At 68.5% G+C, this 26047-nt stretch carries 19 protein-coding genes, 2 tRNA genes and 1 pseudogene; 2 read left to right on the top strand and 20 right to left on the bottom strand.

Annotation, left to right across the window (positions count from 1 at the left end; genetic code table 11):
* Window positions 1-26: 26 nt before the first annotated feature.
* From ACX28W_RS13220 to ACX28W_RS13170, 11 genes are all read right to left on the bottom strand, one after another.
* Complete coding sequence (locus ACX28W_RS13220) at window positions 27-1976, bottom strand: TIGR03960 family B12-binding radical SAM protein (RefSeq protein ID WP_458999106.1); 1950 nt, start codon at window positions 1974-1976, stop codon at window positions 27-29.
* Between the two features lie 184 nt (window positions 1977-2160).
* Window positions 2161-3669: a CYTH and CHAD domain-containing protein gene (locus ACX28W_RS13215; protein WP_458999105.1), complete on the bottom strand. Its 1509-nt coding sequence runs from the start codon at window positions 3667-3669 to the stop codon at window positions 2161-2163.
* Window positions 3670-3820: 151 nt separating this feature from the next.
* A complete protein-coding gene (rodA, locus tag ACX28W_RS13210) occupies window positions 3821-5020 on the bottom strand; it encodes a rod shape-determining protein RodA (protein WP_458999104.1) in 1200 nt (399 codons plus the stop codon).
* Window positions 5017-7269: a penicillin-binding protein 2 gene (gene mrdA, locus ACX28W_RS13205; RefSeq protein ID WP_458999103.1), complete on the bottom strand. Its 2253-nt coding sequence runs from the start codon at window positions 7267-7269 to the stop codon at window positions 5017-5019. The genes rodA and mrdA overlap by 4 nt, the downstream gene beginning before the upstream one ends.
* A gap of 86 nt (window positions 7270-7355) precedes the next feature.
* Entirely contained in the window at window positions 7356-8027 is a 672-nt protein-coding gene (gene mreD, locus ACX28W_RS13200) for a rod shape-determining protein MreD (RefSeq protein ID WP_458999102.1), read from the bottom strand.
* Window positions 8028-8039: 12 nt separating this feature from the next.
* A complete protein-coding gene (gene mreC, locus ACX28W_RS13195; protein ID WP_458999101.1) occupies window positions 8040-8987 on the bottom strand; it encodes a rod shape-determining protein MreC in 948 nt (315 codons plus the stop codon).
* Between the two features lie 130 nt (window positions 8988-9117).
* On the bottom strand, window positions 9118-10137 hold the full coding sequence (locus tag ACX28W_RS13190; RefSeq protein WP_362076270.1) for a rod shape-determining protein: 1020 nt from the start codon (window positions 10135-10137) through the stop codon (window positions 9118-9120).
* A 350-nt stretch (window positions 10138-10487) separates the two neighbouring features.
* On the bottom strand, window positions 10488-10901 hold the full coding sequence (gene ndk, locus ACX28W_RS13185; RefSeq protein WP_060901952.1) for a nucleoside-diphosphate kinase: 414 nt from the start codon (window positions 10899-10901) through the stop codon (window positions 10488-10490).
* A 148-nt stretch (window positions 10902-11049) separates the two neighbouring features.
* Window positions 11050-11406, bottom strand: coding sequence for a DUF4233 domain-containing protein (locus ACX28W_RS13180; RefSeq protein ID WP_458999100.1), 357 nt, complete (start codon window positions 11404-11406; stop codon window positions 11050-11052).
* Window positions 11407-11411: 5 nt separating this feature from the next.
* Window positions 11412-12989 carry a bifunctional tetrahydrofolate synthase/dihydrofolate synthase gene (gene folC / locus ACX28W_RS13175; RefSeq protein WP_458999099.1) on the bottom strand — a complete coding sequence of 526 codons (1578 nt, stop codon included), beginning with the start codon at window positions 12987-12989 and terminating at the stop codon, window positions 11412-11414.
* A 241-nt stretch (window positions 12990-13230) separates the two neighbouring features.
* Window positions 13231-15855 (bottom strand): valine--tRNA ligase, encoded by a 2625-nt coding sequence (locus ACX28W_RS13170; RefSeq protein ID WP_458999098.1) that lies wholly within the window; start codon window positions 15853-15855, stop codon window positions 13231-13233.
* 136 nt (window positions 15856-15991) lie between these two features.
* Here ACX28W_RS13170 and ACX28W_RS13165 point away from each other — a divergent pair, with 136 nt between their 5' ends.
* Entirely contained in the window at window positions 15992-17014 is a 1023-nt protein-coding gene (locus ACX28W_RS13165) for a hypothetical protein (protein ID WP_458999097.1), read from the top strand.
* Window positions 17015-17091: 77 nt separating this feature from the next.
* On the opposite strand, the gene clpX is transcribed toward ACX28W_RS13165, so the two are convergent.
* From clpX to ACX28W_RS13140, 5 genes are all read right to left on the bottom strand, one after another.
* Entirely contained in the window at window positions 17092-18378 is a 1287-nt protein-coding gene (gene clpX, locus ACX28W_RS13160; RefSeq protein WP_362087707.1) for an ATP-dependent Clp protease ATP-binding subunit ClpX, read from the bottom strand.
* Between the two features lie 171 nt (window positions 18379-18549).
* A complete protein-coding gene (locus ACX28W_RS13155) occupies window positions 18550-19230 on the bottom strand; it encodes an ATP-dependent Clp protease proteolytic subunit (RefSeq protein ID WP_362087703.1) in 681 nt (226 codons plus the stop codon).
* A gap of 138 nt (window positions 19231-19368) precedes the next feature.
* A complete protein-coding gene (locus ACX28W_RS13150; RefSeq protein ID WP_362087717.1) occupies window positions 19369-19974 on the bottom strand; it encodes an ATP-dependent Clp protease proteolytic subunit in 606 nt (201 codons plus the stop codon).
* 475 nt (window positions 19975-20449) lie between these two features.
* A complete protein-coding gene (gene tig, locus ACX28W_RS13145) occupies window positions 20450-21844 on the bottom strand; it encodes a trigger factor (protein ID WP_458999096.1) in 1395 nt (464 codons plus the stop codon).
* 216 nt (window positions 21845-22060) lie between these two features.
* Window positions 22061-22137: transfer RNA gene (locus ACX28W_RS13140), tRNA-Pro, on the bottom strand.
* Between the two features lie 166 nt (window positions 22138-22303).
* Here ACX28W_RS13140 and ACX28W_RS13135 point away from each other — a divergent pair.
* Window positions 22304-22374: transfer RNA gene (locus tag ACX28W_RS13135), tRNA-Gly, on the top strand.
* Between the two features lie 9 nt (window positions 22375-22383).
* On the opposite strand, the pseudogene ACX28W_RS13130 reads toward ACX28W_RS13135, so the two are convergent.
* The 4 genes and pseudogenes from ACX28W_RS13130 to ACX28W_RS13115 all read right to left on the bottom strand — a co-directional run.
* A pseudogene (locus tag ACX28W_RS13130) lies at window positions 22384-22664 on the bottom strand (hypothetical protein); the annotation flags it as partial.
* A 572-nt stretch (window positions 22665-23236) separates the two neighbouring features.
* Window positions 23237-24493, bottom strand: a complete 1257-nt coding sequence (locus tag ACX28W_RS13125) for a PP2C family protein-serine/threonine phosphatase (RefSeq protein WP_458999095.1) — start codon at window positions 24491-24493, stop codon at window positions 23237-23239.
* A 443-nt stretch (window positions 24494-24936) separates the two neighbouring features.
* Window positions 24937-25125: a bleomycin resistance protein gene (locus ACX28W_RS13120; protein WP_458999094.1), complete on the bottom strand. Its 189-nt coding sequence runs from the start codon at window positions 25123-25125 to the stop codon at window positions 24937-24939.
* A gap of 30 nt (window positions 25126-25155) precedes the next feature.
* A complete protein-coding gene (locus ACX28W_RS13115; protein ID WP_458999093.1) occupies window positions 25156-25644 on the bottom strand; it encodes a VOC family protein in 489 nt (162 codons plus the stop codon).
* Window positions 25645-26047: the final 403 nt, after the last annotated feature.

Genomic DNA, 26047 nt, shown 5'->3' with positions numbered 1-26047 from the left:
ACCCCACAACGGGTTGCCGCCGACACTCAGTGGCTGTGCCCACTCCCCGTCGGCTGCTTCACCGACAGCGGCAGCAACTTCTTGCCCGTCGGGCCGATTTGGATACTCGTGTCCATCTGCGGACAAACACCACAGTCGAAGCAGGGCGTCCACCGGCAGTCCTCGACCTCCGTCTCGTCGAGGGCGTCCTGCCAGTCCTCCCAGAGCCAGTCCTTGTCGAGGCCGGAGTCGAGGTGGTCCCAGGGGAGGACTTCCTCGTAGGTGCGCTCGCGGGTGGTGTACCAGTCGACGTCGACCCCGAACTCCGGCAGCGTCTTCTCGGCGCAGGCCATCCAGCGGTCGTACGAGAAGTGCTCGCGCCAGCCGTCGAAGCGGCCGCCGTCCTCGTAGACCGCGCGGATGACCGAACCGATACGGCGGTCGCCGCGCGAGAGCAGGCCCTCGACGATGCCGGGCTTGCCGTCGTGGTAGCGGAAGCCGATGGAGCGGCCGTACTTCTTGTCGCCGCGGATCTTGTCGCGGAGCTTCTCGAGGCGGGCGTCCGTCTCCTCGGCGGAAAGCTGGGGCGCCCACTGGAAGGGGGTGTGGGGCTTGGGGACGAAGCCGCCGATCGAGACCGTGCAGCGGATGTCGTTCTGGCCGGAGACCTTGCGGCCCTCGGCGATCACGTTGACCGCCATGTCGCCGATCTGCAGGACGTCCTCGTCCGTCTCCGTGGGCAGGCCGCACATGAAGTACAGCTTCACCTGGCGCCAGCCGTTGCCGTACGCCGTGGAGACCGTGCGGATCAGGTCCTCTTCCGAGACCATCTTGTTGATGACCTTGCGCATGCGCTCGCTGCCGCCCTCGGGGGCGAAGGTCAGACCGGAGCGGCGGCCGTTGCGGGTCAGCTCGTTGGCCAGGTCGACGTTGAAGGCGTCCACGCGGGTGGAGGGGAGGGACAGGCCGATCTTGTCCTCCTCGTACCGGTCCGCCAGGCCCTTCGCGATGTCGCCGATCTCGCTGTGGTCCGCGCTCGACAGCGAGAGGAGGCCCACCTCCTCGAAGCCCGTCGCCTTCAGGCCCTTCTCCACCATCTCGCCGATGCCCGTGATGGAGCGCTCGCGGACCGGGCGGGTGATCATGCCCGCCTGGCAGAAGCGGCAGCCGCGCGTACAGCCGCGGAAGATCTCCACCGACATGCGCTCGTGGACGGTCTCCGCGAGCGGGACCAGGGGCTGCTTGGGGTACGGCCACTCGTCGAGGTCCATGACCGTGTGCTTGGACACGCGCCACGGGACGCCCGACTTGTTGGGGACCACGCGGGCGATACGGCCGTCGGGGAGGTACTCGACGTCGTAGAACGCGGGGATGTAGACCGAGCCCGTCTTCGCGAGACGGAAGAGGACTTCCTCGCGGCCTCCCGGGCGGCCCTCCGCCTTCCAGGCGCGGATGATCTCGGTCATGTCGAGCACAGCCTGCTCGCCGTCGCCGATGATCGCCGCGTCGATGAAGTCGGCGATCGGCTCGGGGTTGAAGGCGGCATGCCCGCCGGCCAGCACGATCGGGTCGTCGATCGTGCGCGCGCGGGACTCCAGCGGGATGCCCGCCAGGTCCAGCGCCGTCAGCATGTTGGTGTAGCCCAGCTCCGTGGAGAAGGACAGGCCGAAGACGTCGAACTCACGCACCGGGCGGTGGCTGTCCACCGTGAACTGGGGGACCTGGTGCTCGCGCATCAGCGCCTCCAGGTCCGGCCACACGCTGTACGTGCGCTCGGCGAGGACGCCCGGGCGCTCGTTCAGTACCTCGTAGAGGATCATGACGCCCTGGTTGGGCAGCCCGACCTCGTACGCGTCGGGGTACATCAGCGCCCAGCGGACGTCACAGGCGTCCCAGGGCTTGACCGTGGAGTTGAGCTCGCCGCCGACGTACTGGATCGGCTTCTGCACATGCGGGAGCAGAGCTTCGAGCTGCGGGAAGACCGATTCGACAGACATCTCGCGAACCTTCGTGAGCTGACAGGGGTGACCATCTAGCCTAACGCGGCCGAAGAGGCCCCCCGCACCCGTCCAGGGCCTGTCGTTTGGATCACGCCGCGGACGCGGGGTCTGGCACGCGCATCTGCGCCGACAAGGCATCGTCGATCCCCCGCGACCTGATCCAAACGACAGGCCCTAGCCGTCAGACCGCGCCCTGCCCTTCGATCGCCTCCCAGGCGTCCGGCAGCTCCGCCTCGTCCGCCGCCGCCCGCTGCTCCTCCCTCCCGTACAGCACCCCGTACGTGAACGCGCTCTCCCCCGCCGCGTGCGCCTGCGTCGCCAGGTCCCGCAGGGCCTCGCGGGCCATCACGGAGTCCTGGTGGTCGCCGAGCAGGCTCTGCAGCGACTTCATGGACTTGACCAGGCCGGCGGCGGGATCGCCGAGCGCGGGGGTGGCCGCCTCGGCCGCGTACCGGGTGCGCTTGGCCTTCTTGCGCGCCTCGTGCATCGCGAGGCTGCGGTCCTCGCCGGGCGGCTGGTCGAGCGCCTCCGCGATCAGGTCGGAGACCTTCTTGAAGTCCTTCCGTACGGCCTTCGCGAGCGACTTGGACGGGTCGGCCGACGCCGCCTTCAGGAGCGGTGGGTCGGCTACCACCGCGTCCAGCGTCGCCAGCAGGTCCAGGTAGCGCTTCCCGTCCAGTACGGCGATCAGGCGGCGCCGGGAGCCGCCGCTGCGGGCGGTCGACCAGGTGCGCAGGCGGGTGCGGACGGGACCCGCGAGCACGGTGCGTGGCAGTTCGTCGAGCGCCGCCGTCAGGCGTTCGGTGAGCACTTCCTGGTCGCGGTCGACGCCCAGTTCACCGGCCAGCCACTTCAGTTCGTCACCGATCGGGTCGGTGACGGTGCGGTCCAGGACCTCGCCGTACGAGCGGAAGGTGCTGCGCATGCGACGGGTGGCGACGCGCATGCTGTGCACGGAGTCGTACGCGTCGCGGCGGACGGCGGGGTCCAGCTCGACGATCGCGTCGCGCTGGGCGCGGACATAGGCGAGGACGTGGTCGCCGGCGCTCTCCGCGGCCGGGGCCGACTCCGTGGCCTTCTTCTTGCGCTTCGGGCCGGTCTCGTCCAGCGCCCGCGCCAGCTTGGACGCCGAGGACGACCGGTTCAGGCCCGCCTTGCGGAGCTTCTTCTCCACCTTGTCGAGAAAGGCCGGATCACCGTCGTCGGCGAGCTCCACCTCGATCTCGGTCCATTCGGCGGTGCCCACGCCGCCGCTGAGCCGCTCCGCGCGGACACGGTCGACGCTGACCTCGGCGAGCAGGGCGCCGGAGGCGTCGACGAGATGGCGGATGTCGCGGGCCGACCGCAGCCGTACGACCGGGACGAGCTCGGCCTCGCGCACCCGGGAGCGCACGAGGCCGCTCAGGTACCGGGGCACGGTGTCGGAGAGCGGGGCGTGTATCTCGTCGCGGACGCCCTCGGCGACCGGCAGTTTGAGGTGCCAGCCCGCGTCGTCGCCGCCGGTGCGGCGGCGCAGCGTGAGGGAGGCGGCGGCGAGCCGCTGGTCGGCCGTGTCGTAATAGGTGGCGTCGAGTTCCGCGACGCCCTTGTCGACGACGCCCGAGACGCCGGAGACGCCCGTCAGGTCGGGAAGCTCGCCCGCGGCCGGGGCTTCGTACTTCCGCTCGATCTCGCGCTTCGTGTCCGCCATGAACCGAATCTAGTGGCTGCGCGCCCGGGATGGCAGGGCCTGGCCGGGAACAGCCGCTATCTCCTCGCCACCCGGACGTCACCCGGAGGCCACCGACAAGCCACCTGACGGCCATCAGGGCATGATCGGAGCTCGCGTTCCCGGCCCTCGCCTACGCCGACATCGGCCGCTGCACCCTGATCGACTGCAACAGCCCCACCGCCACCCACACCGCGAACATCGACGAGCCGCCGTACGACACGAAGGGCAGGGGGAGACCGGCGACCGGCATGATGCCGAGGGTCATGCCGATGTTCTCGAAGGACTGGAAGGCGAACCAGGCGATGATGCCGGCGGCGACGATCGTGCCGTACAGCTCGGTGGTCTCGCGGGCGATGCGGCAGGCCCGCCACAGAACGACGCCGAGCAGGAGCAGGATCAGTCCGGCGCCCACGAAGCCCAGTTCCTCGCCCGCGACCGTGAACACGAAGTCGGTCTGCTGTTCGGGAACGAACTGGCCGGTGGTCTGCGAGCCCTGGCCGAGGCCGGTGCCGAAGAGGCCGCCGGAGCCGATGGCGATGCGGGCCTGGTTGGTGTTGTAGCCGACGCCGGCCGGGTCGAGCTCCGGGTTGGCGAAGGCGGCGAAGCGGTTGATCTGGTACTCGTCGAGGATCTTCAGCTGCCAGACCGCGATCGCGCCGAGCGCACCGGTGCCGAGCAGGCCGAACACCCAGCGGTTGGAGGCGCCGGAGGCGAGCAGCACGCCGAGCACGATGATGACCATGACCATGACCGAGCCGAGGTCGGGCATCAGCATGACGATCATCATCGGGACGGCGGCGAGACCCAGGGCCTGCAGGACCGTGCGGTGGTCGGGGTACGACCGGTCGCCCGCGTCGACCCGGGCCGCGAGCAGCATCGCCATGCCCAGGATGATCGTGATCTTCACGAACTCGGAGGGCTGGAGGGAGAAGCCGCCGCCGAGCACGATCCAGGCGTGCGCGCCGTTGACTGTGGCGCCGAGCGGGGTCAGCACCGCGAGGATCAGGAAGACCGAGAGGCCGTACAGGATCGGCACGGCGGTGCGCAGGGTGCGGTGGCCGAGCCAGACCGTGCCGATCATCAGGCCGAACCCGATGCCGGTGTTCATGAGGTGGCGGATGAGGAAGTAGTACGGGTCGCCCTGGTTGATCTCGGTGCGGTTGCGGGTCGCCGAGTAGACGAGGGCCGAGCCGATCAGCGAGAGCGCGATCGCCGCGAACAGTATCGGCCAGTCGAGTCGACGGGCCAGCGAGTCACGGGCGAACAGACGCGTCCAGCCGGCGCGCTCGGGCCCGTACCCGGAGACGGAGAAGTTGTTGGCTCCCGTCATGTCAGGATCCTCCGCCGCTTCTTCGGGCGTGCCGTGCGCCTTCGGGCGGTGCGGTTGCTTGCGGTCGGCGACGGTGTGGTGGCCGCGGGCTGGGTGTCGTCGTCGGCGGCGAGGTCGCTCTCCTCGCTCGCCTGCTGGTCCTTGGCCGGGTCCTTGGAGATCGCCGGGGCGTCGATCGAGCCGTCGGACTGGATCTTCGGCAGCTTCTTCTCTGGGGTGGGCAGCAGCGCCTTGCTCTTGTCGATCGCGCCCTCCTCGGAGACGCCGTACAGCGCGTTGTAGATCTTGCGCACGGCGGGGCCCGATGCGCCGGAGCCCGTGCCACCCTGGGAGATGGTCATGACGACCGTGTAGTCCTTGGTGTACGTGGCGAACCACGAGGTGGTCTGCTTGCCGTAGACCTCGGCCGTACCGGTCTTGGCGTGCATCGGGATCTCGTCCTGCGGCCAGCCTCCGAAGCGCCAGGCGGCGGAACCGCGGGTCACGACTCCCGCGAGGGCGTCGTCCATCTCGGCGAGCGTCGCCTTCGAGACCGGCAGCTTGCCGTGCGACGTCGGCTCGATCTCCTTCACGCTCTTGCCGTCGGCGCTGACGATCGCCTTGCCGACGGTCGGGTCGTAGAGGGTGCCGCCGTTGGAGATCGCCGAGTAGATCGTCGCCATCTGTATCGGCGTGACGAGCGTGTCGCCCTGGCCGATCGAGTAGTTGACGGAGTCACCGGCGCGCATCATGTTGCCTTCGAGGCAGTTCTCGTAGGCGATCTTCTCCGCGTAGGTGCCGTTCTTCTTGCCGTACTTGCACCAGGCGTTCTTGTTGGCCTTCCAGTAGCTCTGCTTCCACTGGCGGTCGGGGATACGGCCGGTGACCTCGTTCGGGAGGTCGATGCCCGTCTCGGCGCCGAGGCCGTACTGGTGGGCGGTCTTGTAGAACCAGTCGTTGGCGTTCTTCTTCGGCTTGGTGCCGCCGTCCCTCTTCCACTCCTGGTGGGCGAGGCGGTAGAAGACGGTGTCGCAGGAGACCTCCAGGGCGCGGCCGAGGCTGATCGGGCCGTACCCCCGGGACTCGAAGTTCTTGAAGACCTGGCTGCCGACGGAGTACGAGCTGGAGCACTCGTAGTTCCCGTCGAAGGGGTAGCCGGCGTTGACCGCGGCCGCGGTGGAGACGACCTTGAAGATCGATCCGGGTGCCGCCTGGCCCTGGATCGCCCGGTTGAGCAGCGGGTAGTTGGACGACTTGCCGGTGAGCGAGGCGTAGTCCTTGGCGGAGATACCGCCGACCCAGGCGTTCGGGTCGTAGGTCGGGTTGGAGGCCATGGCGACGACGCGGCCGGTCTTGGCCTCCATCACGATGACCGCGCCCGAGTCGGCCTTGTACTTCACGCCGGTGTTCCGGTCGAGCTGCGTACGGGCGGTCTTCATCGCCTCGTTCAGCTGGTACTCGGCGACGCGCTGGACGCGGGCGTCGATGCTGGTGACGAGGTTCGCGCCGGGTTCGGCCGCGTCGCTCTTGGCCTGGCCCATGACCCGGCCGAGGTTGTCGACCTCGTAGCGGGTGACGCCGGCCTTGCCGCGCAGTTCCTTGTCGTACTCGCGCTCGAGGCCGGAGCGGCCGACCTGGTCGGAGCGCAGGTACGGCGAGGCGGTGTCCTCGGCCTTGGTGATCTCGGCGTCGGTGACGGGCGACAGATAGCCGAGCACCTGTGCGGTGTTGGCCTTGCCGGGGGCGGCGTAGCGGCGCACGGCCTGGGGCTCGGCGGTGATGCCGGGGAAGTCCTCGGAGCGCTCACGGATCTGCAACGCCTGCTTGGCGGTGGCCTCGTCGGTGATGGGGATCGGCTGGTAGGGCGAGCCGTTCCAGCAGGGCTGCGGGGTCTCGGAGTCGCACAGCCGGATCTTCTGGATGACGTCCTCGGGCTTCATGGCCAGCACACCGGCGAGCTTGGTGAGGACCGCCTTGCCGTCGTCCTTCATCTTCAGCAGGTCGGTGCGCGAGGCGGAGACCACGAGCCGGGTCTCGTTGTCGGCGATCGGCACCCCGCGCGCGTCCAGGATCGAGCCGCGTACGGCAGGCTGGACGACCTGCTGGACGTGGTTTCCGGAGGCTTCCTTGGCGTACTCGTCGCCGTTGCGGATCTGGAGGTACCAGAGGCGGCCGCCGAGGGTGCCGAGGAGGGAGAGAACGAGAATCTGGATGACGACGAGCCGGATCTGAACCCGTGGGGTCCTGCCGGTCTCGGGGATGTTGGTCACTGCTGCTGCCTCCCCCTCTCAGTGTGTGTACGAGGCATACGAGTACACGGCGAACCTGTGTACGAGGGTCGCCAACTGGTGTGTTCTCACAGCCGCTTGACCCCCTTGATGCGTCCCGCGCGGGCGACCCGCGCCTTGGCCGCCTTCACCCGGAGCCCACCGCGCTGACCGCCGATGCGCAGACCGGTGCCGGAGGAGAGCCAACCGGAGGAGACATCGGCCGACTTGGCGGACGTACTGGACTCGGCGAGCGGGTTGTTCTCGGAGCGTCGGGCCAGCGCCATCAGCCCCGGGACCACGAAGGGCGCCAGCAGCAGGTCGTACAGGGCGGCGGTGAACAGCAGGCTGCCGAGGCCCACATGGCGGGCGGCGGTGTCGCCGACGAGGGCGCCGACGAGGGCGTACAGCAGGGTGGAGCCGATCGCGGCGGCAACGACCACGGCCATCGGGCCGGTCGCGGACTTGAGCCGGCCGTTCTCCGGCTTCACCAGGCCGGCGAGGTAGCCGATGACGCACAGCACGAGGGCGTAGCGCCCGGCGGCGTGGTCGGCGGGTGGGGCGAGGTCGGCGAGCAGGCCCGCGCCGAAGCCGATGAAGGCGCCGCCGACATGGCCGTAGACCATGGCGAGGGCCAGTACGGTCAGCAGCATCAGGTCCGGGACGGCGCCCGGGAGGTGCAGTCGGGCGAGGACGCTCACCTGGATCACCAGGGCGACGACCACCAGGGTGGTGGAGAGCAGCATCCGGTTGAAACGCATGGGATTCGGCTCCTACCGCTCTTGCTGTTCGTCGTCTTCGGACAGGCTCTCCGAGGACGGAGTGACCGTCACGGTCACGGTCGGCGTGGGCGTCGGTTTGGGCTTGGGCGGCAGCACCTCGTCGCGCGGGTCCGTGCGCGGGGCCTCGACGACGACGCCGACGATGTCGAGCTTGGAGAACGAGACGTACGGCGTGACGTAGATCGTGCGGGTCAGGTCGCCGCCGGAGGGGTCGACACGGGAGACCACGCCGACCGGGACGCCGGGCACGAACGGCTTGTCGGCCTGCGAGCCGAAGGTGACCAGCCGGTCCCCCTTGTTGATTTTGGCCTTGCCGTTGAGCATCTCCACCCGCAGCGGGCGGTCGCCCTGCCCGGAGGCGAAGCCGAGTTCGTCGGTGGACTCCATGCGCGTACCGACGGTGAAGTCGGGGTCGTTGGCGAGCAGCACGGTGGCGGTGTTCGGGCCGACGGTGGTGATCCGTCCGACCAGGCCTTCCCCGTTCAGGACGGTCATGTCGCGCGTGACGCCGTCGTTGGCGCCGACGTCGATCGTCACGGTCCAGGAGAAGCCCTGGGCCGCTCCTATGGCGATGACCTCGGCGCCCTTGATGCCGTACTGCCCGGCGCCGGCCGTCTTGAGCATGCTGTCGAGCTGCTTGAGACGGCTGCGGTTGCGGTCGTCGCTGCCGAGCTTCGCCTTCAGCGCCGCGTTGTCGTGCTCGAGTTGGGCGATGCGGTCGTGCCGGTCGCCCGAGTCGCGGACCGCCGCGATCGCGTTGCCGACGGGGTCGACCGCGGACGCCACCCCGTTCTCGATCGGGCCGAAGACGGTCGCGGCGGCCTGGCGGGCACCGTCGACCGGCGAGTCCTCGCCACCGCGGATGTCCACCGTGATCAGAGCGAACGCGATGGCGATCAGCAGCACCAGGAGCAGCCGGCTCTCTCGTGTGTCCCTCACGTGCGGCGGCCGTGCCTTCCTCGTCGAAAGCCCGCGGGTTGGCGGGTGTTATGGGGGAGCTTATGCCTGAATATCAACGATCCGCCGTACGAGAAGGGATCATCTCGTACGGCGGAATCGAAGAGTTACCTCATCTGCGCGGCTGGGCGTCCAGCACCTGCTGGAGTGCCTCGAACTCCTCGACGCACTTTCCGGATCCGAGCGCCACGCTGTCCAGCGGGTCCTCGGCGATATGGATCGGCATGCCGGTCTCGCGGCGCAGCCGTTCGTCGAGGCCGCGCAGCAGGGCTCCGCCGCCGGTCAGAACGATTCCGCGGTCCATCACGTCACCGGACAGCTCCGGCGGGCACTTGTCGAGCGTCGTCTTCACCGCATCAATGATCGCGTTGACCGGCTCTTCGATGGCCTTGCGGACTTCGGCCGCGGAGATGACGACGGTCTTGGGCAGCCCGGAGACGAGGTCCCGGCCGCGGATTTCGGTGTGTTCGTCATTGTCGAGGTCGTACGCCGAACCGATCGTGATCTTGATCTGTTCGGCCGTCCGCTCACCGAGAAGAAGGCTGTACTCCTTCTTGATGTGCTGGATGATCGCGTTGTCCAGCTCATCGCCCGCGACGCGGATGGACTGGGCGGTGACGATGCCGCCGAGCGAGATGACCGCGACCTCCGTGGTGCCGCCGCCGATGTCCACCACCATGTTGCCCGTGGCCTCGTGGACCGGCAGGCCGGAGCCGATGGCCGCGGCCATGGGCTCCTCGATGATGTGCACCTGGCGGGCGCCGGCCTGGGACGACGCCTCGATGACGGCGCGACGCTCGACGCCCGTGATGCCGGAGGGCACACAGACGACGACACGCGGACGGGCGAGATAGCGCCGCTTGTGGATCTTCAGAATGAAGTAGCGGAGCATGCGCTCGGTGATCTCGAAGTCGGCGATGACGCCATCCCGCAGCGGACGCACGGCAACGATGTTGCCGGGAGTCCGCCCGATCATCTTCTTCGCTTCCGAACCGACCGCGAGGATGCCACCGGTGTTGGTGTTGATCGCGACGACGGACGGCTCGTTGAGTACGATCCCGCGACCCCTGACGTACACCAGCGTGTTGGCGGTCCCGAGGTCGACAGCCATGTCACGGCCGATGAACGACATTGAGTTCCCCATCAGGATTCGTCTGGCCTTCCCAAGTCGAGCTTTGATGGCTTGTCAGGTAGGCGAGGTGGGTGCGGTGGCGTGAAGGCTTCCATCGTAGACGCGCCTTCCCGAACACCGCGCGAGGGTCTTCGCCATTGTCAGCATGCGCGGCGCCGCCTCGCTTCTGGAGACGGGCCATCGGAGGCACCCGTTCCCCCGATCGGCACGCATATGCCGCGGGACGGCCGGAATCTCACGGCCGTCCCAGGTCAGGCATCCAAGTGACGTGACGGTCCCTCAGAAACAAGCGCAGAAAATTCTCAAAAAATTGATGCTCGTCGCTTGGGCCGTGGCCCTAGAGGTGTCGCTCAGACGCGGCCGGGGAAGAAGATCTTCAGCTCGCGCTCGGCGGACTCCTCCGAGTCCGAGGCGTGGATCAGGTTCTCGCGGACGATGACTCCGAAGTCGCCGCGGATGGAGCCGGGGGCGGCGGCGATCGGGTCGGTGGGACCGGCGAGCGCGCGCACGCCCTCGATCACCCGCTCACCCTCCACCACGAGGGCCACGACCGGGCCGGACGCCATGAACTCGACGAGCGGCTCGTAGAACGGCTTGCCCTTGTGCTCGCCGTAGTGCTGCTCCAGCGTGTCCTGGTCCAGCGTGCGCAGCTCCAGCGCGGTGATCTGCCAGCCGGCCTTGCGCTCGATGCGGCTGATGATCTCGCCGGTCAGGCCGCGACGGACGGCGTCGGGCTTGAGCAGGACGAGGGTGCGCTGGCTCACGATGGTGGCTCCTTCGGGTCACAAGTGTGCGGGTGACTGAGGCTACAGGGCCTGTCCGGGGCCCTGTCACGCAGCGTCAACTTGGCCCGGTGGCCCTCTGCCGGGGGCTCCACCCCCAGACCTCCGCTCGTCCCGAACGGGCGCTTCCTCAAACGCCGGACGGGCTGGACGACTCCGCCTGCGCCGCGAAGCGGGCCTTCGCCTCGTCGATCTGCCGGCCGTACTTCACCGACGCCCACCACAGGGCGGCGAAGATCGCGCCCAGGACGAACATGGACGTCACGAAGAACCCGCTGGCGATCAGCGCGATCTGCAGGGCCCAGCCGAGCTGGACGCCCCCGGGCCGGGTGATCACGCCGCAGAGCAGGACGCTCAGCGCCATGAAGATCCCGCTGACGGTCCAGACCGTGGCCGTGGACAGATCGGGGTCCTTCATGGCGACGAGCCCGGCGAAGCCGATGACGAAGAACTCGCCGATCAGAGTGGAAGCACAGAGCGTACGCACAGCGGTCAGCCCCTCCCCAGGAGCAGTCGGGCCTCGCCGACGGTGATGACGGAACCGGTGACGAGTACGCCGCCGCCGGCGTACTCGTCCTCTTCCTCGGCCAGCGTGATCGCGGCCTCGATCGCGTCGTCGAGCCGGGGCTCGACCTGCACCCGGTCCTCGCCGAAGATCTCGACGGCGATCCCGGCCAGCTCGTCCGCGTCCATCGCGCGATGGCTGGAGTTCTGGGTGATCACGACCTCGGTGAAGATCGGCTCGAAGGCTTCCAGCAGCCCTCGTACGTTCTTGTCGCCGCTGGCACCCACGACCCCGATCAGCCTGCTGAAGTCGAAGACCTCGCTGACGGCGTCGGCGGTCGCGCGGGCGCCCGCCGGGTTGTGCGCGGCGTCCAGCACGACGGTCGGCGAGCGGCGTACGACCTCCAGGCGGCCCGGCGAGGTCGCCGAGGCGAAGGCCTTGCGGACGGTGTCGATGTCCAGTCGCTGGGTGTGTGCGGAACCGACGCCGAAGAACGCCTCGACCGCGGCCAGCGCGACGGCGGCGTTGTGCGCCTGGTACGCGCCGTGCAGCGGCAGGAAGACCTCCTCGTACTCCCCGCCGAGCCCGCGCAGCGTGAGCAGTTGCCCGCCGACGGCGACCTGCCGGGCCACGACCCCGAACTCCAGCCCCTCGCGGGCGACCGTGGCGTTCACTTCCACGGCCTTCTTCAGCAGCACCTGGGCCGCGTCCACCGGCTGCTGCGCCAGGATCACCGTCGCGTCCTGCTTGACGATGCCGGCCTTCTCGGTGGCGATCTCACCGTGCGTCTCGCCGAGCCGGTCGGTGTGGTCGAGGTCGATGGGGGTGACGACGGCGACGTCCCCGTCGATCACATTGGTGGCGTCCCAGCTGCCGCCCATCCCGACCTCGACGACGGCCACGTCGACGGGTGCGTCCGCGAAGGCCGCGTACGCCATCCCCGTGAGCACCTCGAAGAAGGAGAGCCGGTACTCCTGCTGGGCGTCGATCATCTCGACGTACGGCTTGATGTCGTTGTACGTCTCGATGAACCGCTCGGCGGAGATCGGGGCGCCGTCCAGGCTGATCCGCTCGGTGATCGACTGGACGTGGGGGCTCGTGTACCGCCCGGTGCGCAGGTCGAAGGCGCCGAGCAGGGCCTCGATCATGCGGGCGGTGGAGGTCTTGCCGTTCGTGCCCGTGATGTGGATCGAGGGGTACGCGCGCTGCGGCTCGCCCAGTACGTCCATCAGGGCGGCGATGCGGGTGACGGACGGCTCCAGCTTGGTCTCGCCCCATCGGGTCGCCAGCTCCGTCTCCACCTCGCGCAGCGCCTTGTCGACCTCGGGGTCGGCCGGGCGCGCGGGGACGTCGGCCTGGGGGCCGCCGGTGCCCTGGGTGCGCAGGGTCCTGCTGCCGGCCTCGATCACCGCGAGGTCGGGGGTTGGGGTCTCCCCTGGTCGAGCGGAGTCGAGAGCTTGGGGAAGGTCGGTCTCGGCCTCGACGATCTCGTCGAAGAGACCGAGCGGGTCGCTGGGTTCCGGCTCGTCCGGCGCGCTGCTGTCGTGCGGGGGGAGGTCACTCACGGGGCCAGTCTACGGAGCCGGGAGGAAGACGGTGTTTTCGCCCCCGCCGCCCCTACCCGTCCCGTCCTTGGGGGCTCTGCCCCCAAACCCCCGCCAGGGGGCGCTGCGCCCCCTGGACCCCCGCCATCGCCCGAAGGGCTCGTCCTCAAACGCCGGACAGGCTGACCTGCGGGGGTCTGGGGGCGGAGCCCCCAGGGATGGGACGGGTAGGGGCGGCGGGGGCGAGAACCCCCGCCGCCGGCTACGCCTCCGGCAGACGGTTCAGCTGTTCCTGGATGCGGGCGATGTCCTCGTCCGCCTTGGTGAGCCGCGTACGGATCTTCTCCACGACGTTGTCCGGCGCCTTGGCGAGGAACGCCTCGTTACCGAGCTTGGCGTTCGCCTGGGCCTTCTCCTTCTCGGCGGCGGCGAGGTCCTTGGCGAGCCGCTTGCGCTCGGCCGCGACGTCGATCGTGCCGGAGAGGTCCAGCGCGACGCTGGCCCCGCCGACCGGCAGGGTCGCCGTGGCCGCGAAGCCGTCACCCTCCGGCTGCAGCCGCAGCAGCTGCCGGATGGCCGCCTCGTGCGGGGCCAGGGCGGTCCCGTCGAGCGTCAGCCGGGCCGGAACCCGCTGCCCGGGCTGCAGACCCTGGTCGGCACGGAAGCGGCGGACCTCGGTGATGACCGACTGGAGAGTCTCGATCTCCTTCTCGGCGGCCAGGTCACGGAAGCCCGAGTCCGTCGGCCAGTCCGCGATGACGACCGACTCGCCGCCCGTGAGCGTGGTCCACAGCGTCTCGGTCACGAACGGGACAACGGGGTGGAGGAGCCGCAGCGTGACGTCGAGAACCTCGCCGAGGACCCGACCGGAGACCTTCGCGGCCTCGCCGCCGCCCATGAACGTCGTCTTGGACAGCTCGACGTACCAGTCGAAGACCTCGTCCCACGCGAAGTGGAAGAGGGCGTCCGACAGCTTGGCGAACTGGTAGTCGTCGTAGAGGGCGTCGACTTCGGCGACCGTGGCGTTGAGGCGGGAGAGGATCCAGCGGTCGGTGGCCGACATCTCGGACGGCTCCGGCAGCGGGCCCTCGACGGTCGCGCCGTTCATCAGCGCGAAACGCGTGGCGTTCCAGATCTTGTTGGCGAAGTTGCGGGAGCCCTGGACCCAGTCCTCGCCGATCGGGACGTCGACGCCGGGGTTGGCGCCGCGGGCCAGAGTGAACCTCAGGGCATCGGACCCGTACTTGTCCATCCAGTCCAGCGGGTTGACCGCGTTTCCGAAGGACTTCGACATCTTCTTGCCGAACTGGTCGCGGACCATTCCGTGCAGGGCGATGGTGTGGAACGGCGGGGTGCCGTCCATCGCGTACAGGCCGAACATCATCATCCGGGCGACCCAGAAGAACAGGATGTCGTAGCCGGTGACCAGGACGGAGTTCGGGTAGAACTTCGCGAGGCTGTCGGTCTGTTCGGGCCAGCCGAGCGTGGAGAACGGCCACAGGCCGGAGGAGAACCAGGTGTCGAGGACGTCGGTGTCCTGCCGCCAGCCCTCGCCGGTCGGGGCCTCGTCGTCCGGCCCGACGCACACGATCTCACCGTTCGGCCCGTACCAGACGGGAATCCGGTGGCCCCACCACAACTGCCGCGAGATGCACCAGTCGTGGAGGTTGTCGACCCAGTCGAAGTACCGCTTCTCCATCTCCTGCGGGTGAATCTTGACGCGCCCGTCGCGCACCGCGTCACCGGCGGCCTTGGCGAGCGGGCCGACCTTGACCCACCACTGCATGGACAGTCGCGGCTCGATGGTGGTCTTGCAGCGCGAGCAGTGGCCGACCGAGTGGACGTAGGGCCGCTTCTCGGCGACGATCCGGCCCTCGGCGCGCAGCGCGGCGACGATGGCGGAACGGGCCTCCAGGCGGTCCAGGCCCTGGAAGGGGCCGGGGACCGTGATGACGGCGTGCTCGTCCATGACGGCGACGTTGGGCAGGTTGTGCCGCTGGCCGATCTCGAAGTCGTTCGGGTCGTGGGCCGGGGTGACCTTGACGGCACCCGTGCCGAACTCGGGGTCGACATGCGTGTCGGCGACGACGGGGATGAACCGGTTGGTGAGCGGGAGACGGATGGTCTTGCCGACGAGGTGCTGGTACCGCTCGTCGTCGGGGTGAACAGCGACGGCGGTGTCACCGAGCATGGTCTCGGCGCGGGTGGTGGCGACGACGATGGAGTCGTCCCCCTCCCCGTACTTCATCGAGACGAGCTCGCCGTCGTCGTCCTGGTACTCGACCTCGATGTCCGAGATGGCGGTGAGGCAGCGCGGGCACCAGTTGATGATGCGCTCGGCACGGTAGATCAGCTCGTCGTCGTAGAGCTTCTTGAAGATGGTCTGGACGGCCTGCGAGAGCCCCTCGTCCATGGTGAAGCGCTCACGGGACCAGGCGACGCCGTCGCCGAGGCGGCGCATCTGCCCGGAGATCTGCCCGCCGGACTCGCCCTTCCACTGCCAGACGCGCTCGACGAACGCCTCGCGCCCCAGGTCGTGCCGGGACTTGCCCTCCTTGCCCAGCTCCCGTTCGACGACGTTCTGCGTGGCGATGCCGGCGTGGTCCATGCCGGGCTGCCACAGCGTCTCGTACCCCTGCATGCGCTTACGGCGCGTCAGGGCGTCGATGAGGGTGTGCTCGAAGGCGTGCCCGAGGTGCAGGCTGCCGGTGACGTTGGGCGGCGGGATGACGACGGTGTAGGGCGGCTTGTCGCTCTTCGCGTCCGCTTCGAAGTAACCGCGCTCTACCCAGCGCTCGTACAGCGTCCCCTCTACATCGGCCGGCGCGTACTGGGTCGGCAGTTCGGTGATGGGCGCTGATGGCTGCTGCTGAGCGTTCTCGGTCACGGGGTCAGTTTAGGGGCGTCACCGCCCTGTCCCGAAACACAGTTCTTTCGTAACGGTCCGCCCCCTGCTGCCGTGGCACCCCAGGGGTTGCGCCAGGATGTCAGGAACACATAAGCATCTGGAGGGGAACCCAGAAATGAGCTACAACCAGCCGGGCCCGTACGGCGGGCCGCCCCAGCAGCCCGGACCCTACGGTCAGCCGGGCGGTCAGCCGGGCCCCTACGGCCAGCCGCCGCAGGCCCCTCAGCCGGGCCAGCCCGGCGGACAGCCCGGCCAGCCCGGTTATGGCTACCCGCAGCAGGCTCCCCCGCAGCCCGGCTACGGCTACCCCCAGCAGGCTCCCCAGGGCGCCCCGCCCCAGACGCCGGCGTACGGCCAGCAGCCGGCGTACGGCCAGCAACCCCCCTACGGTCAGCCCCCGTACGGCCAGCAGCCCTACGGCGTCCCGCAGCCGCCCGCGCCGGGCGGCGGCAAGAAGAAGACCGCCCTCGTCATCGGCGCGGTGGCGGTCGTGGCGGCGATCGCCGTGGGGGCGTACTTCGTCATCGGTGACGGTGGCGGGAGCGGTTCGATCGCGGACGACGGCGCGCACAAGCTGACCACCCCGGCGGCGGTGCTCGACGGGACGTACAAGAAGTCCGCCGGCGCGGACGCCGACGACCTGTCGGACGACGACATCAAGGACGTCGAGAAGTGGGGCGTCAAGGACCCGAAGGACGTCAGCGGCAGCTATGAGAGCGGTTCCGGTCTCACCGCGAAGAACCTCACCTTCAATGGCGTGTACGGCACGATCGACGACCCCGAGGCCGTCGTGGACGCCATGTTCGCCAAGCTGAAGTCGGAGGCCGCGAAGGAAGACGGTTCCGAGGACACCACGGGCAAGCTCATCGGCAGCCCGGAGGAGGTCACGCCCACCGGCTTCGAGAACGGCATCATGAAGTGCCAGGTCGCCGAGATCACGAACACCGACCCGACCAGCACGAGCAGCACGACCCCCCAGACCGTGAGCATGCCGGTGTGCGTCTGGGGTGACCACAGCACCGTGGCCCAGGTCCTGGCGATCGACATCGCCACCTTCGCCACCGGCAAGGGTGGTTCGGTGGACGACACCGCCGAGCTCGCCGCCAAGCTCCGCAACGACGTCCGCGTCAAGGCCTGACCGGACACGTCAACGCCGAAGGGGCCCTGGTCTGTCGACCGGGGCCCCTTCGGCGTAAGTCGTGCGCGTACCGGCGGCTACGCCGTCTTCTGCTCGCCCGGGCCGCGGCCTCGCGCATCGCGCGGGATCAGCGTCGGGTTGACGTTCGACAGGACCACGTCGGCGGTGATGACGACGCGGGCCACGTCCTTGCGGGACGGGACCTCGTACATCACCGCCTGGAGGACCTCTTCCATGATGGCGCGCAGCCCGCGCGCGCCGGTCTGGCGGAGGATGGCCTGGTCGGCGATGGCCTCGAGGGCCTCGCGCTCGAAGTCCAGCTCCACGCCGTCGAGTTCGAACAGGCGCTGATACTGCTTCACGAGCGCGTTGCGCGGCTCCACCAGGATCTGGAGGAGCGCCGGCCGGTCGAGGTTGTGGACCGAGGTGATGACGGGCAGTCGGCCGATGAACTCGGGGATCATGCCGAACTTCACCAGGTCCTCGGGCATGACGGCCTCGAACTGGTCCTTCGACTCGAGTTCCCGCTTCGAGCGGATCGTGGCACCGAATCCGATGCCCTTGGCGCCCGCCCGCGACTCGATGAGCTTCTCCAGGCCCGCGAAGGCGCCGCCCACGATGAACAGGACGTTCGTCGTGTCGATCTGGATGAACTCCTGGTGCGGGTGCTTGCGCCCGCCCTGCGGCGGGACCGAGGCCGTGGTCCCTTCGAGGATCTTCAGCAGGGCCTGCTGGACGCCCTCGCCGGACACATCACGCGTGATCGACGGGTTCTCGCTCTTGCGAGCCACCTTGTCGATCTCGTCGATGTAGATGATCCCGGTCTCGGCCTTCTTGACGTCGTAGTCCGCGGCTTGGATGAGCTTGAGGAGGATGTTCTCGACGTCCTCGCCGACGTATCCCGCTTCCGTCAGCGCCGTCGCGTCGGCGATGGCGAACGGAACGTTCAGCATGCGGGCGAGGGTCTGGGCGAGGAGCGTCTTGCCGGAGCCCGTGGGGCCCAGCAGGAGGATGTTGGACTTCGCCAACTCGATGGCGTCCTCGCGGTTTTGACCGCCGCCGTTCTCACCGGCCTGGACCCGCTTGTAGTGGTTGTACACCGCGACCGAGAGGGCTTTCTTGGCCGACTCCTGGCCGACGACGTACCCCTCGAGGAACTCGTAGATCTCGCGAGGCTTGGGGAGTTCCTCCCAGCGCACCTCGCTGGTCTCCGCGAGCTCTTCCTCGATGATCTCGTTGCAGAGATCGATGCACTCGTCGCAGATGTACACACCGGGCCCTGCGATGAGCTTCTTGACCTGCTTCTGGCTCTTGCCGCAGAACGAGCACTTGAGCAGATCGCCGCCGTCACCGATGCGTGCCACGGTGTGCTTCCCCTTCGCCTGGGAGACGCCTAGGTCCAGCGGCTCCTGGTGCTGCCTTATGTCCGACGGTACCTTGCCGAGCCCCCCGTTCGGGCCCCCCTTGGCGCGGTTCACTTTGTCGTGAACCACGCCAAGGAACGGCAGACGAGCGGTAGACGATACAGCGATACGTCAGACCACAGCGGAGTTGTTCATCTTCCGGGTGGAGATGATCTGGTCGATCAGGCCGTACGCCAGCGCGTCCTCAGCGGTGAGGATCTTGTCGCGCTCGATGTCCTCGCGGATCTTCTCGATCGGCGTGGTCGAGTGCTTGGCCAGCATCTCTTCCAGCTGCGCACGCATCCGGAGGATTTCGTTCGCCGCGATTTCGAGGTCCGAGACCTGGCCGCGGCCCGTCTCGCTGTAGGGCTGGTGGATCAGCACGCGGGCGTTCGGAAGCGCCATGCGCTTGCCCGGCGTACCGGCGGCCAGCAGGATCGCGGCGGCCGAGGCGGCCTGGCCCATGCAGACCGTCTGGATGTCCGGCTTCACGAACTGCATCGTGTCGTAGATGGCCGTGAGGGCCGTAAACGAGCCACCGGGGCTGTTGATGTAGACCGAGATGTCGCGGTCGGGGTCCATCGACTCCAGGCACAGCAGCTGCGCCATGACGTCGTTGGCGGAGGCGTCGTCGATCTGCACGCCGAGGAAGATCACGCGCTCCTCGAAGAGCTTCGCGTACGGGTCGTACTCACGCACGCCCTGCGAGGTGCGCTCGACGAAGCGCGGGATGACGTAGCGGGACTCCGCGCGAGGACCGGTGTACTCGGCCTGCGTGCGGGCGTAGAGGCCGCTGCCGGGGAAGTCGTTCACTGTGTCTCCTGAAGAGCCTGAAAAGGGCCGAGGCGGTGGCTGGGGGCGCTGGAGAGGCCCTGCGCCGCCCTCGGAGGGCCATGGAGCCCGTGGAAGGCGATGCGAGGCCCCGCGCCGCCCTGGGGGCGCTGGAGGGGCTTACGCCGCCCCGGTGCCACCGCCGCCCGGCATACCGGCAGCGGTGGGCATGATGTCGTCGATGAGGCCGTACTCCTTGGCCTCGATCGGGTCGAACCAGCGGTCGCGGTCCGAGTCGCGGGTGACCTGCTCCACGGTCTGGCCGGTGTGGAAGGCGGTCAGCTCCGCCATCCGCTTCTTGGTGTGCAGCAGCCGCTCGGCGTGGATCTTGATGTCCGACGCGGAACCGGCGAGGCCGGCCGAGGGCTGGTGGATCAGGATCTCGGCGTTCGGCAGGGCGAAGCGCTTGCCGGGGGTGCCCGCGCTGAGCAGGAACTGCCCCATCGAGGCGGCCATGCCCATGGCGATCGTCACCACGTCGTTTTTGATGTACTGCATGGTGTCGTAGATCGCCATGCCGGCGGTGATCGATCCGCCGGGGCTGTTGATGTAGAGGTAGATGTCCTTGTCCGGGTCGGAGGCAAGGAGCAGCAGCTGCGCGGTGATCTTGTTGGCGATGTCGTCGTCGACCGCCTGGCCGAGGAAGATGATTCGCTCGCCGAGCAGCCGGTTGTAGACCTGGTCACCGAGACCACCACCGATGGGGTCGCCGGCGGCGGAGGGCATCAGATTCGTCACGTATCCACCTGCTCGTCTTACGACGGCGCCGGGCCGTCTCACGTCTTCTGCTGGGGCGTGGGACCCCGGTGCTCACCGCTCCGGGCGGCTTCGGGGACTCCCCTGCCCTCGTATTCATGGACCCTAACGCGCGGGCCCCTTCGGGGAATCCCGGAGAGGGAACTGTTCGCTGTGAGCGCATGCGCTCCGCTGGGTTGGGCAGCGGGTTTGACGGGGCTCCGCCCCGTCAGGGGCGCGGGGCTGTGCACCTATGCGGCTCCGCCGCATGGGCGCGATCCGCCCCTGCAAAGCCGCGGTCGTGTCTGCCACGGACTGCGTCTCGGCGGGTGCGGCCTGTCGTGGGCTGAGCGCGCCCACGCGGCGGAGCCGCACATGTCACAGCCCCGCGCCCCTGATGGCCGACGGCCCCCGGGGACACAGGTGTCCCCGGGGGCCGTCGTACAGCTGCTGGAGCGCCGCAGGCTTACGCCTCGGTCTTCTCCTCGGCGGAGCCCTCGTCACCGTCGGTGACCTCGGCGGCGACCTCGGTCGCCGTCTCCGTCTCGTCCTCGTCCTCCAGGTCCACGATCTCGCCGTTCGTGTCCTTGACCGTGGCGGCCTCGACGACGACCGCGAGGGCCTTGCCGCGGGCTACCTCGCCGACGAGCATCGGGACCTGGCCGCCCTCGACGACGGCCTGGGCGAACTGGTCGGGGGACATGCCGGAGGAGGCCGCACGCCGCATGAGGTGCTCGGTGAGCTCCTCCTGGCTGACGTTCAGCTTCTCCTTGTTGACGAGCTCGTCAAGGACGAACTGCGTCTTGATGCCCTTGACCGCGGCTTCCTTGGTCTCGGCGTCGAACTCTTCCTCGGTCTTGCCCTGGATCTCCAGGTACTTCGCGAGGTCGAGGCCCATCTGGCCGAGCTGGTGGTGCTCGAGGTTGTGCTTACGGGTGTTGATCTCGTCCTCGAGCAGCTTCTCGGGGACGGGCACCTCGACCAGCTCGAGCAGCTTCTCCAGGACGCGCTCCTGGGCCTGCGTGGCCTGGTCGTACTGCTTCATGTTCTCGAGGCGCCCACGGCTGTCCGCCTTGAGCTCCTCCAGGGTGTCGAACTCGGACGCGAGCTGCGCGAAGTCGTCGTCCAGCTCGGGGAGTTCGCGGGCGGCGACCTGGCTGACCTTGACGGTGACCTCGGCCTCCTTGCCGGCCGCGGAGCCGCCCTTGAGCTCGGAGGTGAAGGTGGCCTCGCCACCGGCCTCCAGGCCCTTCACGGCCTCGTCGATGCCCTCCAGCAGCTCACCGGAGCCGATGGTGTAGGAGACGTCGGAGGCGACGCCGTCCTCGAGCACCTCTCCGTCGACCTTGGCCTCGAGGTCGAGCGTGACGACGTCGCCGTCCTGGGCGGCGCGCTCGACCGGCGAGGTGGACGCGAAGCGCTCACGGAGCTCCTCGACGGCCTTCTCGACGTCCTCGTCGCTGACCTCGACCGCGTCGACCTCGACCTCGATGCCGGAGTAGTCCGGGATCTCGATGGTCGGGCGGACGTCGACCTCGGCGGTGAAGTTCAGCGTCTCGCCGTCCTTCAGCTCGGTGATGTCGACCTCGGGCTGGCCGAGGACGTTCAGCTCAGCCTCGTTGACCGCTTCGGTGTAGAACTTCGGGAGCGCGTCGTTGACGGCCTCTTCGAGCACGGCACCGCGACCGAACCGCTGGTCGATGACGCGCGCCGGGATCTTGCCCTTCCGGAAGCCCTTCACCGTGACCTGCTGGTTGATCTTCTTGTACGCCGCGTCGAGGCTGTCCTTGAGCTCCTCGAAGGGCACCTCGACAGTGAGCCGAACCCGGGTCGGGTTCAGGGTCTCCACGGCGCTCTTCACGGTTCGGTCTCCTTGTGGCTGACTTCTTGGGGGTTCTGCTGCGGGGGTTCTGCTGCGTTCTTCTGCCGAGTCGAGCAGAGCCTCAGCGGATTCGCGGCCCTTGAGAGACGTAACAGTGCAGACACACGGGCGCGCAACCTGCATAGTAGCCGCAGGCAGTACGCGCCCCAAAAGGCGATCTTGAGATCTTGGCCGTGACCTGCCAGTTCTCGCTGATGGTCGGGGTGGCGGGATTTGAACCCACGGCCTTCCGCTCCCAAAGCGGACGCGCTACCAAGCTGCGCCACACCCCGTCGGTGCGACACGTAGGGTACATGCCCGCAGACGGTGCGGCTGCCGCATTTCACGAGCGCCCCCGGCGCGGTGGACGGGGTGTGCGGTGAAGGGGGGCGACCCGCTACGATGCCTCCTGTGCCGCGCTCGCTGACCAGCGGATGAGCGTCGTGCGGTGCAACCTGTGCGGGCGTAGCTCAATGGTAGAGCACTAGTCTTCCAAACTAGCTACGCGGGTTCGATTCCCGTCGCCCGCTCTGTACGGCTCAGGGCCAGGTCAGAGGTTCGATTCTCTGCCTGGCCCTGATGTGTTTCTGATCTTCGTTTCGGTCTACGTGCCCGTTCGACTTCGGATCTTGCTTCCGAGCCTGCTCGACGACCGCGCCCACGGCCTGGCCGATCAGCCGCTCTCGCTCGGCCGTGGCGCGCTGGTAGATCAGCGCGGCACGGCCGTGCTGTGGCCCATCCTGGTCATCAGCTCCCGTGCGCTTGCACCGGTCGCCGCAGCGAGGGTGTTCCCCGTGTGGCGGAGATCATGAAAGTACAGGCCCTTGATACCAGCGTCGCAGCTGAGCCGAGGTTTCCTCGGCGATCCTGGGTTTTCCTCGGCTGCGGTGCTTCGGTGACTGGGGTAGCCGCCCCGCCGGACGCTTTCCACCCGGTTCGGACCCGGGTGGGGCGGGGACCCCGCGTCGCATTCCTGGGCACGGGGCGGATTCTCAAGGAGACCGGAATCGTGATTGCTGCTCCCACCGGCCTCGCAGTGACACGCACGCTACCGGGCCCACCACCACGCTCCTGCAGCTCAGCGGAAACACTCACCGAAAGGTGTCACACGAGTCCGCTCATGTCGCATCGGGCAGCAAGCCGTGTTACAGAGCCACGCCCAGGATGCACAGGCCAATCGGAGCTGCGCATGACCCTGGTCACACGCCTTGCGCCACAGGTTGTTGAAGTGGTCCCGGCGCGGTGTCGACCAGGTCCACAGACCGCCCGACGCGCCGGAAGCTACGGGGCCATGATTACTCGCGCCAAAGCAGCTCCAGCCCAAAGCCGCTCCGCCGACCTGGCCGGCAGCGCCACCCGCCATGCCCATACTCATTGCGGCGAGCCTCGCCCTCACAGGCGGACGACCATCAGGGCGATGTCGTCACTGGCGCCTTGCCTGACATCAAGGTGAGTCAGGAGGGTGTCGGCGACGTGCTCCGGGTCGAGCCCGACGCACCTTTCCACGAGGGCGTCGGTCAGTCGGCGAATGCCGGCGTCGATGTCCTCGTCGCGGCGCTCGATCAGGCCGTCGGTGTAGAGCACAAGGGTGCAGCCTCGGCAGTACTCGATCCCGACCTGAGGGCGGGGGACATGTTGCGGGCGGGCACCCAGCGGCGGGTCTGTGGCCCGGTCCAGCAACGTGCAGCGCCCATCCGGGTGCAGCAGGACCGGAGGGGGATGACCGGCGCTGCTGTAGATGATCAGTTGGGAGCGCGTGTCGATCAGCGCGGAGACGACAGAGGTCGCCATTGCCCCCTCGACCGAGCGTGCATAGAGGCCCAGCAACTCCAGAGCCTGGGCGGGCCCGGCTACGGCCCGGCTGGCGGCGGACAGCGCGCTGCGCAGCCTGCCCATGACGGTCGCGGCCTCCAGACCGTGACCGACCACGTCCCCGACCGCCACAGAGAACCGGCCCTCGGGCAGATCCACAGCGTCGTACCAGTCGCCGCACACATTCAAGGAGTCGACCGCGGGCAGGTAGCGCACCGCGACATTCGAGTGCCGGGCCAGGTCGGGCGAGTTGAGCATTGCCTCCTGCAACTTGATGGCGACCAGCCGCTCCCGGGCGTTGGCCCGACGCAGCTCTTCGTTCAGGCGCTGCACCTCCCGGGCGCGCTCGTACAGCTCAGCCTCCATCTGCTGCGTACAGCCCGTCTTGGTGCGGTCGCGCCCGTGATGAGCGAAGGCGGTCACATCCTCCGCCCGGAGGAGGATCCACCTCACCTGCCCGTCCGGCCCCAAAACTGGCGTGTTGATCACGGACCACCAGCGCTCCTCGAACACCCCAGGTTGGCTCGCGGCAGAGATGTCGTACTTCAGCAGCGCCATCGTGTCCGGCTTCCGGGTGGAGAGCACCCGCTCCAGCGAGGCCGCCACCAGGTTGCGCACCTGTTCTGCGTCGGGGTCCGCAGGGTTCGCCGGGAGGGTGTCGAAGTAAGGCTGCCCGACCAGATCCTTGCGGGCGCGCCCGCCTCCCTGGCAGTACGCCCTGTTCACATCGATGATCACCAGGTCCGGAAGAAGCACCAGGCATGGGCCCGGGGCGGCAGCGAAGAGCGCTGCGTAGTCGACCTCCACTGTGGCCGCACGCACCGCCTCAGTCGCCAAAACGCCCACCTCTTCACTCTATGAGTGCATAATCGCCTTAACAACCACCCGCGCCCGCAGGCCCCAGCACTGATCAGCTTTGCGGCAGGCGTGCCGGTTACGTGCCCGGTCCGGCGGGATCTTCCGGAGACTCACGGGGAACAGCGGCGACAGTCGCGCTCCAGGCCAGGTCACTGACTTGGCAGGTCAGCCACGATCCGTATACGGGGTCTTCCGAACCAGCTACGCGGGTTCGATTCCCGTCGCCCGCTCTGTACGGCTCAGGGCCAGGTCGGAGGATGATTCCTCCGACCTGGCCCTGATCGTTTCCGGGGACCTCGTTCACCCCGCCGTGTCACGTCTCTTGGGCTTTCGATTTTGCTTTCTCTTTGCCACACGGTGACTCTTGCGGGCCGGATCGAATACGGCGCGGCCGCCGATGACGACGACGTCGCAGTCGGCCTTCATCGCAGCAGCGGTTCCATGTGGAGCGCGGCGTCGCCGGCCGCCTCGTCGGGAGTCCGGCCGTTCTCACGGGCGACCATGTACGCGGCGTACCAGTCCCACCAGTGATGCTCCGGGGCCGTCGCCTCGTACGACCCGTGGCGCTCCTCGGTCTCACGCAGAAGTTCTGTCAGCGTGGGAATGTCCATGGCGAAGTCTCCTCGGTCGCGCGGGCCTCGTCACCGTCCGGGCAGTCGCACCTGGACCTCTTGCAGCAACCACCCATTGCCGTCCGGGTCACTGAACGAGGCGTACGAGGCGTAGCTGCGACGCTCTGGATCGGGGCCCTCCACCTGCTCCTGGACGCCGTTGTCGTAGATACGGTGGAAGACTTCGCTCACGTCAACGCCCCTGCCGACCAGGTCGGCCCGGGCTCGGTCGACGTCGAAGACCACGAGGTAGAGGCCCTGGGCGGAGCCCGGTGCGACGGTGGTGACCCCACGGCCGAAGATGACCGAGCCCACGGACCCCGGTGGCGTCACCTGCACGATCCGGAACTCCGGGCCGGTTTCGTAGTCCGCGTCGAGCCGCCACCCCAGGCTCCGGTAGAAGCGCAGGGCACGGTCGACGTCAGCCACCGGGATGACGATGACCTCGAGGCTCATATTGATGGTCGGATCTTTGACGACGTCCGTTGCGCCGTCCTGAAGTGCGTCCAGGGTGCTCACGTCGACCTCCTGTGACGGATGCCCGGTTCGGCCATGGCCCCTGACAAGCCACCAGCGACGGGAACCCGAGCGCCGACTCTGGGCCATCCGTGGACCGGCTGATGTCACAATTGTCGCCTACCGGACAAAGCCCGGCGCGATGAGCTCATCCTCCCCTGCGTGCCCGACCGAGGGGCGACCGACGGGGGACCACGGGGAACGTCGGCGGCATGTCGGCGGCATGTCGGCGGCATCTCGAGAACGACGCGGAGCGTCGGCAACCGACGACAACGCCGCAGATCGGCGTGCCAGACCCCGCGTCTCCGGCATGATCCGCCGGACAGGCACTAGTAGTGCTTCGTTAGGTTCTGGTTCTGGTTCTGCGTGTGGTGAGGGGGCGGCGGCAGGTGGTGCAGGTGCCGGT

This window comes from Streptomyces sp. SD15 (genome assembly GCF_054462255.1).
Note: the sequence above shows the minus strand (reverse complement) of the source record. Positions and strands in the feature narration are given on the sequence as shown.

Bases quoted from the DNA above. Each gene is read 5' to 3' on its own strand.
- ACX28W_RS13190 (WP_362076270.1), bottom strand. From the start codon at position 10,137: ATGTCGTTCATCGGCCGTGACATGGCTGTCGACCTCGGGACCGCCAAC.
- ACX28W_RS13215 (WP_458999105.1), bottom strand. From the start codon at position 3,669: ATGGCGGACACGAAGCGCGAGATCGAGCGGAAGTACGAAGCCCCGGCC.
- rodA (WP_458999104.1), bottom strand. From the start codon at position 5,020: ATGACGGGAGCCAACAACTTCTCCGTCTCCGGGTACGGGCCCGAGCGC.
- ACX28W_RS13120 (WP_458999094.1), bottom strand. From the start codon at position 25,125: ATGGACATTCCCACGCTGACAGAACTTCTGCGTGAGACCGAGGAGCGC.
- mreD (WP_458999102.1), bottom strand. From the start codon at position 8,027: ATGCGTTTCAACCGGATGCTGCTCTCCACCACCCTGGTGGTCGTCGCC.
- ACX28W_RS13150 (WP_362087717.1), bottom strand. From the start codon at position 19,974: ATGCCCTCCGCCGCCGGCGACCCCATCGGTGGTGGTCTCGGTGACCAG.
- ACX28W_RS13220 (WP_458999106.1), bottom strand. From the start codon at position 1,976: ATGTCTGTCGAATCGGTCTTCCCGCAGCTCGAAGCTCTGCTCCCGCAT.
- ACX28W_RS13165 (WP_458999097.1), top strand. From the start codon at position 15,992: ATGAGCTACAACCAGCCGGGCCCGTACGGCGGGCCGCCCCAGCAGCCC.